13 protein-coding genes and 1 riboswitch are annotated in these 15,676 nt (G+C 57.6%); of the genes, 11 read left to right on the top strand and 2 right to left on the bottom strand.

Going from position 1 to position 15,676, the window contains the following annotated elements:
- Window positions 1-7 precede the first annotated feature (7 nt).
- Window positions 8-595 carry an ANTAR domain-containing response regulator gene (locus tag IFT53_RS22250; RefSeq protein WP_192068026.1) on the bottom strand — a complete coding sequence of 196 codons (588 nt, stop codon included), beginning with the start codon at window positions 593-595 and terminating at the stop codon, window positions 8-10.
- A 151-nt stretch (window positions 596-746) separates the two neighbouring features.
- On the opposite strand from IFT53_RS22250, the gene IFT53_RS22245 reads away from it, so the two are divergent.
- The 10 genes from IFT53_RS22245 to IFT53_RS22200 all read left to right on the top strand — a co-directional run bounded on the left by IFT53_RS22245 (window position 747) and on the right by IFT53_RS22200 (window position 13,055).
- Entirely contained in the window at window positions 747-1,460 is a 714-nt protein-coding gene (locus tag IFT53_RS22245) for a FadR/GntR family transcriptional regulator (RefSeq protein ID WP_192068028.1), read from the top strand.
- A 380-nt stretch (window positions 1,461-1,840) separates the two neighbouring features.
- Window positions 1,841-3,319 carry an amino acid permease gene (locus IFT53_RS22240; RefSeq protein WP_192068029.1) on the top strand — a complete coding sequence of 493 codons (1,479 nt, stop codon included), beginning with the start codon at window positions 1,841-1,843 and terminating at the stop codon, window positions 3,317-3,319.
- 10 nt (window positions 3,320-3,329) lie between these two features.
- Window positions 3,330-4,271 carry an asparaginase gene (locus IFT53_RS22235; protein ID WP_192068119.1) on the top strand — a complete coding sequence of 314 codons (942 nt, stop codon included), beginning with the start codon at window positions 3,330-3,332 and terminating at the stop codon, window positions 4,269-4,271.
- Window positions 4,272-4,337: 66 nt separating this feature from the next.
- Entirely contained in the window at window positions 4,338-6,677 is a 2,340-nt protein-coding gene (locus IFT53_RS22230) for a glucose/quinate/shikimate family membrane-bound PQQ-dependent dehydrogenase (RefSeq protein ID WP_192068031.1), read from the top strand.
- A gap of 153 nt (window positions 6,678-6,830) precedes the next feature.
- A riboswitch (cobalamin riboswitch) is annotated at window positions 6,831-7,056 on the top strand.
- A gap of 210 nt (window positions 7,057-7,266) precedes the next feature.
- Window positions 7,267-8,274: an ABC transporter substrate-binding protein gene (locus IFT53_RS22225; protein ID WP_244656443.1), complete on the top strand. Its 1,008-nt coding sequence runs from the start codon at window positions 7,267-7,269 to the stop codon at window positions 8,272-8,274.
- A gap of 3 nt (window positions 8,275-8,277) precedes the next feature.
- On the top strand, window positions 8,278-9,297 hold the full coding sequence (locus IFT53_RS22220; RefSeq protein WP_192068035.1) for a FecCD family ABC transporter permease: 1,020 nt from the start codon (window positions 8,278-8,280) through the stop codon (window positions 9,295-9,297).
- Window positions 9,294-10,058, top strand: a complete 765-nt coding sequence (locus IFT53_RS22215) for an ABC transporter ATP-binding protein (protein WP_192068037.1) — start codon at window positions 9,294-9,296, stop codon at window positions 10,056-10,058. The genes IFT53_RS22220 and IFT53_RS22215 overlap by 4 nt, the downstream gene beginning before the upstream one ends.
- A gap of 192 nt (window positions 10,059-10,250) precedes the next feature.
- Window positions 10,251-10,562: a hypothetical protein gene (locus IFT53_RS22210; protein WP_192068039.1), complete on the top strand. Its 312-nt coding sequence runs from the start codon at window positions 10,251-10,253 to the stop codon at window positions 10,560-10,562.
- Between the two features lie 222 nt (window positions 10,563-10,784).
- Window positions 10,785-11,999 carry an adenylate/guanylate cyclase domain-containing protein gene (locus IFT53_RS22205; RefSeq protein ID WP_244656440.1) on the top strand — a complete coding sequence of 405 codons (1,215 nt, stop codon included), beginning with the start codon at window positions 10,785-10,787 and terminating at the stop codon, window positions 11,997-11,999.
- 168 nt (window positions 12,000-12,167) lie between these two features.
- Window positions 12,168-13,055 (top strand): DMT family transporter, encoded by an 888-nt coding sequence (locus tag IFT53_RS22200; RefSeq protein ID WP_192068042.1) that lies wholly within the window; start codon window positions 12,168-12,170, stop codon window positions 13,053-13,055.
- 5 nt (window positions 13,056-13,060) lie between these two features.
- Here IFT53_RS22200 and IFT53_RS22195 read toward each other — a convergent pair whose 3' ends face one another.
- Window positions 13,061-13,963: a LysR family transcriptional regulator gene (locus tag IFT53_RS22195; RefSeq protein ID WP_192068044.1), complete on the bottom strand. Its 903-nt coding sequence runs from the start codon at window positions 13,961-13,963 to the stop codon at window positions 13,061-13,063.
- A gap of 134 nt (window positions 13,964-14,097) precedes the next feature.
- Here IFT53_RS22195 and amaB point away from each other — a divergent pair, with 134 nt between their 5' ends.
- Entirely contained in the window at window positions 14,098-15,633 is a 1,536-nt protein-coding gene (gene amaB, locus IFT53_RS22190; protein WP_192068046.1) for an L-piperidine-6-carboxylate dehydrogenase, read from the top strand.
- Window positions 15,634-15,676: the final 43 nt, after the last annotated feature.

Here is a 15,676-nt window from a genome sequence, read left to right as displayed (position 1 = left end):
CAGCCGTTCACATCAACAGAACGGCTGCCGTCACCACGCTTTGCGCGATATCGGAGAGTTTTTTCTTTTCGTTCATGGCCGTCTGGCGCAAAAGCGCGAAGGCTTCCTCCTCGGAAAGACCGCGCATCTTCATGAGGATGCCCTTTGCGCGCTCAACGATCTTGCGATCCTCAAGTGCGGATTTGGCGTCGGCCAGCTCCCGCTTCAGGCGGCTGAAGGCATTGAAGCGGCTGACGGCCATATCGAGAATGGGTTTGACACGCTCTTTCTTCAGCCCATCTACAATATAGGCCGAAACGCCCGCCTCCACGGCTGCCTCGATGGATGCGGTGTCGGATCGATCCACAAACATGGCGATGGGCCGCCCGACAGTGCGGGTCAGTTGGAACAGATGCTCCATCATGTCGCGATTGGGATTTTCGATATCGATGACGATCACGTCGGGACACAGCGTTTCGATGATGCGCGCCACGCCGTGCACTTCATGAATGACCGTCACACGGTCATGCCCCGCCTCGCGCAATCCCTCCTCGATAATGGAGGCGCGGATGGCGTTTTCGTCGATCACCAATATGGTCAGGTCGCGCAGCGTCATGGGGCATAGATGACGCAGCGCCTATTGATTTGCAATCTTTTTCGGCGCGCTTAAAAAATAGGCGCATTCGCTTTTATTGTTTCGTCAAAACCGGCTGAGGTCCACTTCGGATGCCTTGACAATGATCTCCTGTTTATAAAAGGTTAGCGGCATGAGTGCAGGGGTGGAATTTTTATCAGAAACAAGTCCGATCAGCCGTAAAAGCGCGGCGGAATCGGTCTTTGAGGATTTGCGTCTGGCAATCGTCTCAGGGCGGTTGAGTATTGGCACGCGCTTGCCTGCCGAAACGCATCTGGCTGGCAAATACGGCGTTAGCCGACCCATTGTGCGTGAGGCGCTGCGCTCCTTGCAGACGCTTGGCATGACCCAGACCCGGACAGGCAGCGGCACATTTGTGCTGACCGACAGGCCAAGCCCGGAGCTGAGCTATGGGGGTTACTCCGCTCGCGACCTCATCGAGGCCCGGCCCTATATTGAAGTTCCCGCTGCCGGATGGGCCGCAGTTCGGCGCACGGGTGAGCAACTCACCGGTATCCTGAAGCTTTGTGATGCGATGGATGCGCAGGAAGATGCGCAGAAATGGGTCAAGCTGGACTCGGAGTTTCACGGCGCCATTGCCGACGCGTCCGGCAATTCGGTTTTCGCCAAGGTCCTTTCTGATGCGCGCGACTCGCTCAGCCAGCAATCGGGACTGCTGAACGTCATGGCTGACCGACGCGCTGCCTCGAATATAGAGCATCGTCTGATTGCGGAAGCCATCGCGGCGGGATCGGATGAAGCGGCCAGAAGCGCCATGGAAGCCCATCTCGGTCGGGTCAAGCAGATCATTACGTCCATCATGACCGACCGTCGGCCACTAGGATAAGGTGGCCTTGTCTGCGTCGCAACCTTTAGCGACGCATGGTTCCCGACGATTGACAGCCCGCCAGCGTGCAACTCGAATGGCGCTCACCCGCGCCAGAGCGCTTTGTCGCCAGCCTCATACCTTCAGTTGTTTTCAACCAGTTTGCGGCCTCACGCTGGGGCTTTCTGGTCGTTCACGCGTGTCAGACCGTCTGGAATGATGCTTGACGTCAGAAAATTTGACACGTATTTGAGATTGCAAAATCTGTCTTACAGCATAACAGACTTATATTTCGCTTTGAAATTTTTAACGCCAAGCCGCCAAAGCCGTTGCGTCTGGCCCAAGATGCCAGACCTCATGAAACGGATGTGCGGATGACTTAAGCTCTGAGGGAGGGGCGATTGTCAGTAAAGTCAAATCAGCAAAATCACGAACGAGACCTTCAGTCCAAAGAGGACCTTGGATTTCACAAGGCTCTCAAGCCGCGCCAGATCCAGATGATTGCCATTGGCGGCGCCATCGGAACGGGGCTTTTTCTTGGGGCAGGCGGCCGTCTTGCCGCAGCCGGTCCCGCATTGGTTTTTGTCTATGCCATCTGCGGCTTCTTCGCTTTTCTGGTGCTGCGCGCATTGGGAGAGCTGATCATGCACCGCCCCTCATCCGGCTCCTTCGTGTCCTATGCGCGTGAGTTCTACGGCGAGAAAATGGCCTTTGCCGTTGGCTGGATGTACTGGATGAACTGGGCCATGACGTCAGTTGCCGATGTCACGGCTGTCGCGATCTACATGAATTTCTTCAAGCAATATGTGCCGTGGATGCAGGGCATCGACCAATGGGTCTTTGCGCTTGGCGCGCTGATTATCGTGCTGGGCATGAACATGCTGTCGGTGAAGGTTTTCGGTGAGCTTGAATTCTGGTTCAGTCTTATCAAGGTCGTCGCTCTTGCCACCTTCCTGGTCGTTGGCGTCTATTTCGTTATTTTCGGCACGCCCATTGAAGGCCATGTGACGGGGTTCAGCCTTATCAGCGATAATGGCGGCTTCTTCCCCAATGGCATTTTGCCCGCCTTCATCATCATACAGGGGGTGCTGTTTGCCTATGCGTCCATTGAGCTGATCGGCACCACTGCGGGCGAAACCGAAGACCCGCGCAAGGTTATTCCCGGCGCAATCCGCACGGTGGTGTTCCGGTTGCTGGTGTTTTATGTCGGCTCGGTTCTGCTTTTGTCGCTTCTTTTGCCCTACACCGCCTACAAGGCAGGTGAGAGCCCGTTCGTGACCTTCTTTGGCTCCATCGGCATCGAGGGTGCGGATATCATCATGAACCTTGTGGTGCTCACGGCGGTTCTTTCGTCGCTGAATGCAGGGCTTTATTCCACAGGCCGCATCCTTCATTCCATGGCGGTTTCCGGTTCAGCGCCGGCGGCACTGGCGAAAATGAACAAGGCTGGCGTGCCCTATGGCGGCATTGCAGTGACGGCAGTCGTCACCGTCATCGGCGTCATCATGAATGCCTTCGTGCCCGCTGAAGCCTTTGAAATTGCCCTCAATCTTTCTGCGCTTGGCATTATTTGCGCGTGGGGAGTCATCGTGTTATGCCAACTGAAGCTGTGGCATCTGTCGCGGCGGGGGAAAATGAATCGTCCTGATTTCAGAATGTTTGGCGCGCCCTATACTGGCATAATGACGCTTGTCTTTCTTTTCAGCGTGCTGGTGCTGATGGCGCTGGATTATCCTGCTGGCACATTGACGGTCGGTTCGCTCGTCATCATTGCGCCAGCTCTTGTTGCGGGTTGGTATATGTTGCGAAATCGCATCCATGAACTGGCGAAAGCCGATGCAGACAGACGCTCTGGCTCCGGGGCAGATCGTGGACACTGATCTTTCGAAAATGCGGGTGGCCGTCATCGCCACCGGCGGCACCATTGCCAGCAAACGCGGTGATGATGGCGCGGCAAGGCCCGCGCTGTCAGGCGAGGCGCTTGTGTCTGGCCTGTCTTCCGCAGATGTGCTGGTCAAGCCCGTGGAGTTGATGGCGAAGGATTCCTCCAGCCTGACGCTTTCCGATATGCAGGATATCAGCGACGCGGTCGGCAAGGAGCTTGCCGATCCCGCCGTGGATGGGATCGTCATTCTGCATGGGACCGATTCCATGGAGGAGAGCGCTCTTCTGGTTCATCTCCAGCACCATTTGACCAAACCCGTCATCTTTACCGGTGCCCAGTTCACCGCAGATCATCCGTACTCGGATGGGCCGGGCAATCTTTCCGCCGCCATCGAAGCGAGTGTCGATCCATCCAATATCGAGAGGGGCGTCCTTGTCTGCTTCGGCGGAACGCTGTCTCCGGCATGGGGCCTCTACAAGCGCTCTTCGGATGAGAGCAATGCCTTTGATCTGGCGGGCCATGTTCTCTGTCCGCAAAGCCCCGGCCTGTCCGCAAGCGTCAAAGATGTCAGAGTGGATATCGTCGCCATCTATCCGGGCTGTGATGCAACCCATATCGATGCCAGCCTGAATGCGGGCGCTGACGGTATCGTTCTGGCTGCGCTGGGTTCCGGCAATGCCAATGTGCGCATTGTCGAAGCCGTTGGCCGGTGCCGGGAGGCGAAGGTTCCCGTCGTCGTTTCCAGCCGCGTGCCGACGGGCGTTCTCGTTGCCGGTTATGGCGGCGGCGGCGGTGGTCACGATCTGAGGGCGGCTGGCGCCATCCATTCGCAGACATTGAGAGCCGGTCAGTCTCGGATGCTGCTGGCGGCGATGATTGCCTCGGAAAAAACGACTGATGAAATGCGCATTGCATTCAGCGATTTCGGAAAAGTGGCCAAATCGTGATTTTTTTGGGAACCTTTTAGTAGTGGATTGTGTTTTCGGCGCGGGAGACCACGCCGGGGGCATTTTATGGCAATTACATCCACTGCAGTCGTCCTGACTCTGATTGGTTTAGCAATTTTTGGCTTCGGCTCACAGCTCGCAATGCTGGGCGGCAGCCTCTATTACGCATTGGCTGGCATCGCATTCATTGTGACCGGCGCTCTGCTGTTTAAAAGAAACAAGCTTGCGCTTCACTTCTACGCGGCTTTCGTCATCGCCACCCTCTTATGGGCATTGTGGGAAGTTGGCTTTGACTGGTGGCAACTGGGCCCGCGCGGCGGCTTCATCATCGTCGTCGGTATGTGGCTTCTTATGCCATGGATCAGAAAGCCACTGGGCTTTACCAGCCCCACGGGCATCTCCTATGGCGCAAACGCTGTCCCACTTTTAACTGCCGTTCTGGTTTCAGTGGGTGCAGCAGCATTTGCGATGACGCAGGACCCGCATGACATGGAAGGCGCGCTGCCCACCGACGTGGTGACCGCGTCGCCTGAGTTCGGAAATCCGGTTCCCGATAATGAATGGCATCAATACGGCCGAACCTCGTATGGCCAACGCTATTCGCCGCTGGCGCAGATCAACACGCAGAATGTCGGCGATCTGAAGGAAGCCTGGCGCTACCAGACCGGCGACGTCAAATTGCCTGATGATGTCGGTGAGACAACATATCAGGTGACTCCCTTAAAAGTCGGCAATTCGCTTTACCTTTGCACACCGCATAACTGGGCCATCGCGATCGATGCGGCCACCGGCAAGGAAAAGTGGAAATATGATCCGAATGCAGGTTTGAACCCGGATCGCCAGCACCAGACATGCCGGGGTGTGACATATTACGCGGATCCGGCTGCACAGGCAGGTGCCGCCTGCGCACAGCGTGTCTATCTGCCGACATCGGATGCGCGTCTGATTGCGCTTGATGCTTTGACCGGGCTCGTGTGTGAAGGTTTTGCCGATAAGGGCACGCTGCAACTGGCCAACGGCATGAAGTACAATCCAGCAGGCTACTATTACTCAACATCCCCGCCTGTCGTCGTCGGCAACAAGATCATCATCGGTGGCGCGGTCAACGACAATTATTCAACGCAGTCGCAATCCGGCGTCATCAGGGCATTCGATGTTAACACCGGTGCGCTGATCTGGAACTGGGATTCGGGCAACCCGACCCAGACACAACCGCTTCAGGCTGGTCAAACCTATACGACCAACTCGCCCAACAGCTGGTCCATCTTCAGCGTCGATGAAGCGCTGGGTCTCGTCTATATTCCGCTGGGCAATCAGGTTCCAGACCAGCTCGGCATGGGCCGCAGCGAGAGCGTCGAAAAGTACTCGTCCTCCATCGTTGCGCTCGATATCAACACCGGACAGGATCGCTGGGTCCGCCAGACGGTGCACCACGACCTCTGGGATATGGATGTTCCCGCACAGCCCGTGTTGCTCGATATTACCAGACCGGATGGCCAGTCCGTTCCGGCTTTGGTCGGACCCACAAAACAGGGCGATATCTATGTGCTGGATCGACGAAATGGTGAGCCGCTGCTGGGCATAACGGAAGAGAAAGCACCAGGTGGTGCAATCCCTGAAGATTTCACGTCTCCAACGCAGCCGACATCCGCTTTGTCGTTCAAGCCAGAGCCGCTGGTTGAATCGAACATGTGGGGTGTCTCCATGTTCGACCAGCTGGCCTGCCGGATCAAATTCCATCAGTTGAACTATGAAGGCCGCTATACGCCGCCATCGCTTAACGGCTCGCTGATTTATCCCGGCAATTTCGGCACCTTCAACTGGGGTTCTGTTGCTGTCGATCCGGAGCGGCAGGTCATGTTTGGCATGCCGACATATCTCGCCTTCACGTCTCAGCTCGTGCCACGCGACCAGATTCCGCCCAAGGGCCAGGATGAAAAGGGTAGCGAGCAGGGTCTGAACAGAAATGATGGCGCGCCCTATGGTGTGTTGATGGGACCCTTCCTCGGACCGCTCGGCATTCCATGCCAGGCTCCGCCATGGGGATATGTTGCGGGTGCTGATCTGCGAACCGGTGACGTTGCCTACAAGCACAAGAACGGCACCGTCTATGACATGACGCCGCTTCCCCTGCCTTTCAAGGTTGGCGTTCCCGGCATTGGTGGACCCATGATTACCAAGGGTGGCGTTGCCTTCCTCGGTGCGGCGGTGGACAATTATCTGCGCGCCTATGATCTGACCACGGGCAAGCAGCTTTGGGAAGGTCGTCTTCCAGCCGGTGGACAGGCCACGCCGATGACCTATGCTATGGATGACGGAAAGCAGTATGTGGTGATGGTTGCAGGCGGCCATGGCTCCGTCGGCACAAAGCCCGGTGACTATGTCATCGCCTACACGCTGCCATAACAGCTACAAGATTGATAATTCGAGATGGAAGCCGGGAAGAGATTCCCGGCTTTTTCGTGCGATAGGATGAGCCGTGAAACATCGAAAATCAACGCTTGCAAGTCGATATGTAATAACATAACAATTATTCGACTTGACGGTATGTCGCGATTGCGTCTAACTGGTTGCGACGGTTCCAAGCGAGCAATCGTGAGGAATAATAGGGAATACGGTGAGGACCTACATCCGATGCCGTGGCTGCCCCCGCAACTGTGAGCGGATTGTCGAGCCCTATGACGCTTTTTTAAAAGTGTCATGCCACTGCAAAGCGATTTGCGGGAAGGTTGGGCGAAGGCGCAAATCCGTGAGCCAGGAGACCTGCCGTCATATGTTCAATCCAATTCGCGGGCGGGGATGCCCGGAACAGGAGACGTCGTGATTGCATCGAGCGCTAGCCTGCGCCTTATTCATCTGCCATGTCCCGGTTTCAGATCGTCCCAACGTCCCGTCTTTGCGGGCTGACAGTCTAAACATGTTCATACCCAGTTGCGCCTTGCGCAACTCATGACGATCGGGGACTATCGAAATGACATTACACTTCAGGCACGCCATGGGCGCTGCCATCTTCGCGGTTGCAAGCTCGTTTGCGGCGCTGCCTTCTGCCCATGCGGCGCAGACGTCCTATCCTTTGACACTCAAGAATTGCGGTCGGGATGTCACCTTCACGCATGCGCCTGAGCGCACCGTCGCCGTTGGACAGAGCACCACGGAAATTCTCTATCTGCTGGGCCTTTCAGATAAGGTTGTCGGCACGGCGGTTTGGGTCGGCCCTGTGATCAAGGGCTATGAAGAAGCCAATGCCAAGATCGACCGGCTTGCGGATAATGACCCGAGTTTCGAGAGCGTTCTGGCCAAGAAGCCAGACTTGGTAACGGTGCAATATCAATGGCATGTCGGCCCGGAAGGTGTGGTTGCCAAGCCTGAACAGTTTGAAGAACTGAAGATCCCGGTCTACACATCGCCCGCCGATTGCACCGGCAAGGACAATTCCGGTGGTGGCGATGGCGTGCGCCATTCCGTGTTCACCATGGACCTGATCTATCAGGAAGTGGCCGACCTCGCGCAAATCTTCAATGTTCAGGACAAGGGCGAAAAGCTGGTGGCCGAACTGAAGGCCCGCGAAGAGACCGCTCGCAAGAAGATCGTTTCCGCCAAAGGCCAGCTTTCCGCAGTCTTCTGGTTCTCCAGCGCAGAGCTTGCAATAGACCCTTACGTTGCAGGCAAAAACGGCGCACCCGGCTATATCATGTCGGCACTCGGCATCAAAAATGTCATAGAAAGCAATGAAGAGTGGCCGACGGTCGGTTGGGAAACCATCGCCAAGGCTAATCCCACAATCGTCGTGGCGGGCAAGATGGATCGCAGGCGCTTTCCGGCAGATGATGTCGCGCTCAAGCAGAAATTCCTGAAGGAAGATCCGGTTACGAGCCTGATGCCATCAGTCAAAGAGGGCCATATCGTCACCATGGACGCACAGGCGATGAACCCCACGATCCGCACCATCGATGGTATCGAAGTTCTGGCCGACGCTATCGTCCAGCTTGGGCTTTCCAACTAGGCCATGGGTGCCTGTTTCACAATAACCCGTGCCGTCTTGCTGGCGGCCGGGCTCCTGGGTCTGGCGCTCTGGCTCGGCGCAGCCATTGGCGAGACATCCATTTCCATGGATGTCGTTGCCAAGACGGTGGCAAACCGTGTGTTCGATGCCGGCTATCCGCTGGATGCGATCGATGAAGGCATCATCTGGAACTACCGCCTCAGTCGTGCTGTGGTTGCGGCCTGCTGCGGTGCAGCCCTTGCGTTGTCGGGCGTCGTGCTTCAGGCGCTGTTGCGCAATCCGCTGGCCGACCCCTATATTCTGGGCATTTCAGCCGGTGCATCGACGGGCGCGGTTGGCGTTGCCATTCTCGGCTTTGGCGCTGGCATGCTCACCATGCCGCTCGGCGCGTTCCTCGGTGCGCTCACAGCCTTTGCCCTCGTCAGCCTGCTGGCCTTGAGGGCTGGCAGCGGAAACAGCGCCATCATTCTGGCGGGTGTGGCGGGTTCGCAGCTTTTCAATGCCATCACCTCCTTTATCGTGACGAAGGCTGCCAATGCCGAACAGGCGCGGGGCATCATGTTCTGGCTGCTCGGCAATCTCTCCGGTGTGCGCTGGCCAGATGTGTGGCTGGCCTTGCCGGTCACGCTTATCGGCCTGTTGGTCTGCCTGTGGCATGCGCGTGCGCTGGATGCCTTTACCTTCGGCTCCGGCTCCGCTGCCTCGCTCGGCATACCGGTTCGGCGCGTCTACATCGTACTCACTGGCATCTGCGCGCTGATGACGGCCATCATGGTCAGTATTGTCGGCTCCATCGGCTTTATCGGTCTTGTCATTCCCCATGCAGCACGCATGATTGTCGGCGTCCGCCATGGGCGCCTGTTGCCCGCTGCGGCCCTGACCGGAGCCGTGTTCATGATTGCGGCAGACATCGTTTCGCGCACCATCATCGCCGGGCAGGTCTTGCCGATCGGCGTCATCACGGCGCTGTTCGGTGCCCCGGCCTTCGCGCTCATTCTCAGCCAGCGACGGAGATCGGTATGACCCTTTGCGCGCAGGATCTATGCTGGTCTGCCGGTGGTGTCGAGATTGTGAGGAACGTCAGTCTCGAGATCAGGCCGGGCGAGTTTCTGGGCATTGTCGGGCCCAACGGTTCCGGCAAGACGAGTCTCATGTCGCTTCTCTGCGGCCTTCGAAAGGCGAAATCCGGTCAAGTGACGCTGGACGGGAAGTCCATGGAAAGCCTGAACCGTCGCGATGTCGCACGATCTATCGCCCTTGTTGAGCAGCAGGCGGAGACGCAGGAGCGCATCAACGCCCGTCAGGCCGTCGAGCTTGGTCGCACGCCGCATAAAAGCGCCCTGTCGCCATGGTCGGCGCAGGATGATGCCATTGTGGATCAGGCATTGCGGGATGTGGATGCAAAGCATCTTTCAAAGCGCATGTGGCACACGCTATCGGGGGGCGAGCGGCAGCGGCTGCACATCGCCCGCGCCCTGGCCCAGAAGCCGGATATTCTGCTTCTGGACGAGCCGACCAATCATCTCGATATCGGTCACCAGATTGCGCTGTTACACCTCGTGCGCAAACAGCGGCTGACGGTGGCCGCAGCGCTGCATGACCTCAACCATGCGGCCATGTTTTGTGACCGGGTGGCGGTGATGAAGGCGGGTGAGCTTGTGGCGCTTGGCAAGCCATCGACGGTCTTCACGGCTAGCCTGATCGCGGATGTGTTTGGTGTCGAAGTCGATGTGGAAACGGGTGATGGCGACACGTGCCACATTCGCTATCGGGCTCCAAAGTAAGGGTGGCGCGGCATCTTTAGAAAGGCCTGTTGCCTTTCTTGTCCAATTCCCCCTGCCGCGCCTCTTGAATTGCAGCGACGGCCTCCCACATCTCCACCAACCCGCTGGTCCGGGCCCCTCTGGTGAAAGTCTCGGCGCTTTCACGATGTCGGACCTTTTCCGACATCATCGCCGAGTGTGCAGAGGTTACGCATGATTTCCGATATTGCCGCATGGCTCATCACGCTTTTTGTCCTGAACCCCATTCAGGCAGAGGTGCAGGACCGCCTTCAGGGCGCAAATGCCTCAGCCCAATCCCTTCAGCAGTCGCAGCAATGCGTGGCCGCGCAGGGGCCTAAGCTCCTTCAGCGCGCAGGCGAGGATCCATCATGGGCCATTGCAACGATTGTGGGCTACAGCTTCGGCTGGACGTCACCCGTGCAGTTGCTGGATGCTGATGATCCGAACTGCGCCGAGTTGACGCGGCTGCTCCAGTCCAGCGAGAGTGAAGAGGGCAATAGCTGAACTGCTAGTTTTTCAATGCTTGACCGGGTGAGGCAAAGGTGCGCGGCACATCACCCTGCTGCATGGGCAGCATGTTACAGATGGCCTTCTGGCCAAGCACGCAGCCGCTTTTCGTCAGATGATTTCGTGAAAATGTTGTAAACAGAACCAAAGCAGGCCACGCTGCTGGCTCAACGCATGGCAAATGTTTTCACGTGTGCTCAATCGGGACCATCGCCCTCCATGATCCAGCAGTCCAGTCTTTCAGAGATTTTATTGTGGCTATCGCAGCAAGGCTACGAGGGCATTGAAGAGGAAAAGTTGCTGTCGGGCTTTTGCACGCGCTGCAATGAGGTCGGCATTTCGATTTCTTCGGCTTTGGTCCTGATGGATACGCTTCACCCGGATTTTGAGGGGCATGCCTTTCGCTGGGATAGCGGCGATGTGGCTGCGTCATCCAGCGTCTATGATTTTACCGATGATGGCAAAGCCCGCGAGGACTGGGAAAGCTCCGTCTTCTTCCATCTCATCAAGGAAAACTCGAATGAAGCCCGGCATCGGTTCTTTGAAGGCGGGCGCTCAACCTTCCGCAAGCTGAACGACATGATGGAGGCCGGACACACCGATTATCTGGCGACCATTCATCGCTTTACCGATCGTGGCAGTGTGGGTGAGATGAATGCCTTTTACTCCCACTGGCTGACACGTCATGCGGAAGGCTTTCACGATGATGAGCTGGCCGCGTTGCGCATGCTGTTGCCCACGCTTGCCCTTGCCTTCAAGACCGCATGCTGCATGCGTATCATCAGCACCATCAGCGATGTCTATCTGGGACGGGATGCTGGCCGCAAGGTCATCAGCGGAACCATCACGCGCGGCGAAGTCGAAAAGATCGATGCTGTCTTATGGTTTTCCGATTTGCGGGATTTCACCGGCATTTCCGAGCGCGCCGAGCCCGACCAGATCATTCCGTTTCTCAATGACTATGCTGGTGTGGTCATCGAAGCCATCCACGCCCATGGCGGCAGCGTTCTGAAATTGATCGGGGACGGCATTCTGGCCATTTTCCGCGATGCAGATCAACGCTCAGGCTGTGCTGCCGCGCTGGCTGCGGAAATCACCCTTCGAACCAATCTGACCGTGCTGAACCATCGGCGCAAGCAGGAGGGCCTGCCCATAACGGATGTCTATCTGGGCCTGCATGTGGGGGAAGTCTTTTACGGGAACATCGGCAGCCGCAACCGGTTGGATTTTACTGTCGTCGGCCCCGCCGTCAATGTCGTCAGCCGTATCAGCGGCTTGTGCAGTTCCGTGGCGCGCGACACGGTCATGTCCCGCGAGTTCATGTTGATGTGTCCTGATGATATGCGCGACCTTATGGTCTCCATCGGGCGCTATGCCCTGCGGGGCTTTGCCCGGGCGCACGAGCTTTTCACCATCGACCCGGAAATGAGCTGAGAACGCGCGCGCCTTATATTAGCAACAGGACGGTTTCGCCTGTTTTGCGCCTTGTGCTGTGGGGAGGGCAGGCGTAGCGAAATTGCGGAGATCGGCATTTGCCGTGCATTGTGATTCGGACAATGTCGAACGGCCCGTCGCCCTGATCTCCGTCCGGGATGGGTTGCCATGCAAAAAGGTTTTCTACTGGGGTTGCTCGCTTACGCCAGCTTTTCCTGGGGAGACGCCACCATCAAGTCGCTCGGCTCAGAGGTCAGCGTCTTCGAGATCGGCTTTTTCAGCATTGTCTCATCCGCATCCATCATCTTCTTTTTCAAGCCTAAAGAAGAGCATTGGCGCCATTTCTGGCGCATGAGCAGACCGTGGGCGGTCCATGCACGTGCCATATCAGGGCTCTTTGCCGGCATTCTCGGCATCTATGCATTTACCAGCGTGCCGCTGGCGGAAGCCTATGCGCTGATCTTTCTGTCACCGCTTTTCGTCACCATTCTGTCGGCGCTGGTGCTGAAGGAAGATATCGGGCTGTGGCGCTGGTCGGCGGTCATGGCTGGCATCGTCGGCGTCATTCTGGTTGTTCGCCCCGGCTTCAAGACGCTGGAACTCGGGCACTTCGCTGCTATTTGCGTTGCCTTTCTCGCGGGCCTGACGATTGTTCTGCTGCGCTCACTGGCAGGGCGGGAAAAGCGGACATCCATCATGGGCGTGCTGGTTCTTTATGGCCTGACCTTCAACGGCGTCTTGATGTATCAGGATTTTCAGGTGCCGACATGGCACCAGATCGGCGCTTTCATCATTATTGGCGTCTGCACCGCCGTCGGGCAACTGACGCTGCTCACCGCAACCAAGATCGCTCCCGCCAGCCAGATCGCGCCGTCGCATTACTCGCAGATCTTATGGGCGGTTGCCATCGGCGCGTTCTTCTTTGCGGAATATCCGGATACGCTTGCCATTTCGGGTCTTGTGGTCATTGCCGCTGCCGGATTGCTGACGATGATGCGCGAGAAAATCCGGCTCGGTGTGGTGCGCTGGAACCCGTTTTTCCGAAACCGGCTCTGAACTGTTTACAGCGGTTGCCCCACCTGCTCCAGCAACCAGTTCTGAAATGCACGCGCCAGAACATTGTCTTGCCGTCCTTCCGGCAGGGCGATGAAGTAACTGTTTTCCGTTTGCAGCGGCACATCGAAAACGACCTGCAGAAGGCCGGAATTCAGTTCCGCCTCGATCAGATATCGCGGTAGAAGCGCAAAACCCAACCCGCTGATGGCAGCCTCGATGAGCATGGAAAATTGATCGAAGCGGCTGCCGCGGTAGGCGCTATCGGTGGCCAATCCATCCATCTCGAACCATTCGGTCCATAATTTTGGGCGCGTGGAAACATGCAGAAGCGGGCCGTCCAGCATGTCCGCCCGAGTCTCCACCGGGCGGGAGGCGAGGAGAGCAGGGCTTGCGACGGGAACGATGACTTCGTTGCACAGAAAGGTGCAGGTGCCATGCGCCCAGACCGGCTGGCCGTAATGGATGGCAATATCGAAACCTTCCTCATCGAAATCGAAGGGTTGGGAACGTGATGCCACCGTCAGCACCGTATCCGGCCGGGTGCTCAGGAATTTGTGGAGGCGGGGGGTGAGCCAGCGGCTGCCGAATGTCGGAAGCGTTGCGATGGATAGCGACGCATTGGATGCACCTGATGTGACGGCGCGCACCATCAGCTGCTCGGATTGATGCAGCAATCTTTGCACATCAGGCAGGAATTTGCGTCCGGCATCTGATAGCACCACCCGTCTTCGAATACGCTCGAACAGCAGCATGCCGGTCTGCGCTTCCAGATCGCTGATCTGGCGGCTGACGGCGCTTTGTGTCAGGTTTAGCTCTTCTGCCGCGCGCGTGAAATTTCCGTGCCTTGCCGCGCATTCGAACGCCTGCAAGGTGACGATATCAGGAACCAGTCGTCTGCGTGTGTCCATTCCAGTCTCGCATCAACAGAACCGGTTTCCTCATTTGAAAACGGCACTTGAACCCGTATATGATCAGGAAAGAGAATGAAACGGGTATGGCCGCGCGTCAATGTCCCGTTATCTGGAACCAAGGAGCTTTTGTCATGAGCCAATCCGCAAGCAGGGTCGATGTCGTCAAGGAAGCCGGTGCGCTTCTGGAAAAGATGGGCGTTTCGCCGGCACTTTATCAGGGTGGGGACATGGCATCTTTCAGCCCTGTCAGCGGCGAGGAGATCGCCCGGCTGAAAACGGTTTCGCCAAGCGACGTCTCAGCCATGGTCGAAAAGGCGGATGCCGCCTTCCGCACATGGCGTCTGGTGCCAGCGCCCAAGCGCGGCGAGCTGGTGCGGCTCTTGGGTGAAGAATTGCGTGCAGCGAAGGATGATCTTGGCCGGCTCGTTTCGCTGGAGGCTGGCAAGATCACCTCTGAAGGTCTCGGCGAAGTGCAGGAAATGATCGATATCTGCGATTTCGCGGTCGGTCTTTCACGTCAGCTCTACGGCCTGACGATTGCGACCGAGCGTCCCGGCCACCGTATGATGGAAACATGGCACCCCCTTGGTGTCGTCGGCGTTATCTCTGCCTTCAACTTTCCCGTCGCCGTCTGGGCGTGGAATGCGGCGCTGGCCATCGTCTGCGGCAATGCCGTCGTCTGGAAGCCATCGGAAAAGACACCGCTGACCGCGCTTGCCGTTCAGGGCATTTTCGAGCGCGCCATTGCCCGCTTCGGCGATGCGCCTGAGGGATTGAGCCAGGTCATCATCGGTGATCGCACCGTTGGCGAGGCGCTGGTCGATCATCCGAAAGTGCCGCTGGTTTCGGCCACCGGTTCCACCCGCATGGGCCGCGATGTGGCCCCACGTCTGGCCAAGCGTTTCGCCCGCGCCATTCTGGAGCTTGGCGGCAACAATGCCGGTATCGTCTGCCCCTCTGCCGATCTCGACATGGCGCTGCGCGCCATCGCCTTCGGTGCCATGGGCACGGCGGGCCAGCGTTGCACCACGCTTCGCCGTCTCTTCGTGCATGACAGCGTCTATGACCAGCTCGTTCCGCGTCTGAAGAAGGCTTACGGTTCGGTTTCCATCGGCAACCCGCTGGAAACATCCGCGCTCGTCGGTCCGCTTATCGACAAGGCGGCGTTTGATGGCATGCAGAAGGCATTGGAAGAGGCTGGCAAGCATGGCGGAGTCATCACCGGTGGCGAGCGTGTTGCTGAAGCGGCTAAGGACACCGCTTTTTACGTCAAACCCGCGCTGGTCGAAATGCCGAAGCAGGTTGGCCCTGTTCTGGAAGAAACCTTCGCGCCCATTCTGTACGTCATGAAATACAGCGATTTCGATCAGGCCGTTGCAGATCATAACGCTGTTGCCGCCGGTCTTTCCTCCTCCATCTTCACCCGCGACCTTCAGGAAGCAGAGCGCTTCATGGCGGCGGATGGTTCCGATTGCGGCATTGCAAACGTCAATATCGGCACATCAGGTGCGGAAATTGGCGGTGCCTTCGGTGGTGAGAAGGAAACGGGCGGCGGTCGCGAATCCGGCTCCGACGCATGGAAGGCCTACATGCGCCGTGCGACCAACACTGTGAACTATTCCAAGGCGCTGCCACTGGCGCAGGGCGTGACGTTCGATATCGAGTAGTTTGGCGATATCGAATAATCTGGCGACATCGAACAAGCTTTAA

The sequence above is a fragment of the Rhizobium sp. CFBP 13644 genome (assembly GCF_014842165.1).
GTDB lineage: Bacteria > Pseudomonadota > Alphaproteobacteria > Rhizobiales > Rhizobiaceae > Agrobacterium > Agrobacterium tumefaciens_C.
This window is presented reverse-complemented; position numbering and strand designations above follow the sequence as displayed.

What these genes read in the sequence shown, in the direction of transcription:
- IFT53_RS22250 (WP_192068026.1), bottom strand. Translation starts at nt 595, where the DNA reads ATGACGCTGCGCGACCTGACCATATTGGTGATCGACGAAAACGCCATC.
- IFT53_RS22245 (WP_192068028.1), top strand. Translation starts at nt 747, where the DNA reads ATGAGTGCAGGGGTGGAATTTTTATCAGAAACAAGTCCGATCAGCCGT.
- IFT53_RS22235 (WP_192068119.1), top strand. Translation starts at nt 3,330, where the DNA reads ATGCGGGTGGCCGTCATCGCCACCGGCGGCACCATTGCCAGCAAACGC.
- IFT53_RS22230 (WP_192068031.1), top strand. Translation starts at nt 4,338, where the DNA reads ATGGCAATTACATCCACTGCAGTCGTCCTGACTCTGATTGGTTTAGCA.
- IFT53_RS22225 (WP_244656443.1), top strand. Translation starts at nt 7,267, where the DNA reads ATGGGCGCTGCCATCTTCGCGGTTGCAAGCTCGTTTGCGGCGCTGCCT.
- IFT53_RS22220 (WP_192068035.1), top strand. Translation starts at nt 8,278, where the DNA reads ATGGGTGCCTGTTTCACAATAACCCGTGCCGTCTTGCTGGCGGCCGGG.
- IFT53_RS22215 (WP_192068037.1), top strand. Translation starts at nt 9,294, where the DNA reads ATGACCCTTTGCGCGCAGGATCTATGCTGGTCTGCCGGTGGTGTCGAG.
- IFT53_RS22210 (WP_192068039.1), top strand. Translation starts at nt 10,251, where the DNA reads ATGATTTCCGATATTGCCGCATGGCTCATCACGCTTTTTGTCCTGAAC.
- IFT53_RS22205 (WP_244656440.1), top strand. Translation starts at nt 10,785, where the DNA reads ATGATCCAGCAGTCCAGTCTTTCAGAGATTTTATTGTGGCTATCGCAG.
- IFT53_RS22200 (WP_192068042.1), top strand. Translation starts at nt 12,168, where the DNA reads ATGCAAAAAGGTTTTCTACTGGGGTTGCTCGCTTACGCCAGCTTTTCC.
- IFT53_RS22195 (WP_192068044.1), bottom strand. Translation starts at nt 13,963, where the DNA reads ATGGACACACGCAGACGACTGGTTCCTGATATCGTCACCTTGCAGGCG.
- amaB (WP_192068046.1), top strand. Translation starts at nt 14,098, where the DNA reads ATGAGCCAATCCGCAAGCAGGGTCGATGTCGTCAAGGAAGCCGGTGCG.